Below are 259 nucleotides of genomic sequence, written 5' to 3'. Positions count from 1 at the left end.
CTCTTCATCGAGAGAAAATGTGTCCTGCGCATTTTCATAATCCGCAGCGACCACACGAATCTGACGATCGTCACGGCGGGCACAGGCAATCACCGTCTGGTAATCGATGGCGCACGGCAGCACGAAGCCGTCGTTATAGTCGGTATGCTCGCCAATCAGGTTAACGCGGCCCGGTGCCTGAATGGTATGCGTAGCGGCGTAACCGAAAGTGTCAGAGAAAAGCTGCTGCGTGATGGTTTTTAAGCTCATTGTTGTGCCT

1 protein-coding gene is annotated in these 259 nt (G+C 53.7%); it reads right to left on the bottom strand.

Annotated elements, in window-relative coordinates:
- Positions 1 to 259, bottom strand: a 259-nt coding sequence (locus SB765_RS31155; RefSeq protein WP_410932695.1) for a galactokinase family protein, incomplete at both ends; no start/stop codon positions are given.

The organism is Pseudomonas sp. SIMBA_067 (assembly GCF_046534675.1).
Lineage (GTDB): Bacteria > Pseudomonadota > Gammaproteobacteria > Pseudomonadales > Pseudomonadaceae > Aquipseudomonas > Aquipseudomonas putida.
The sequence above is the reverse complement of the archived record's forward strand: the minus strand, read 5'-3'. Positions and strand labels throughout refer to the sequence as shown.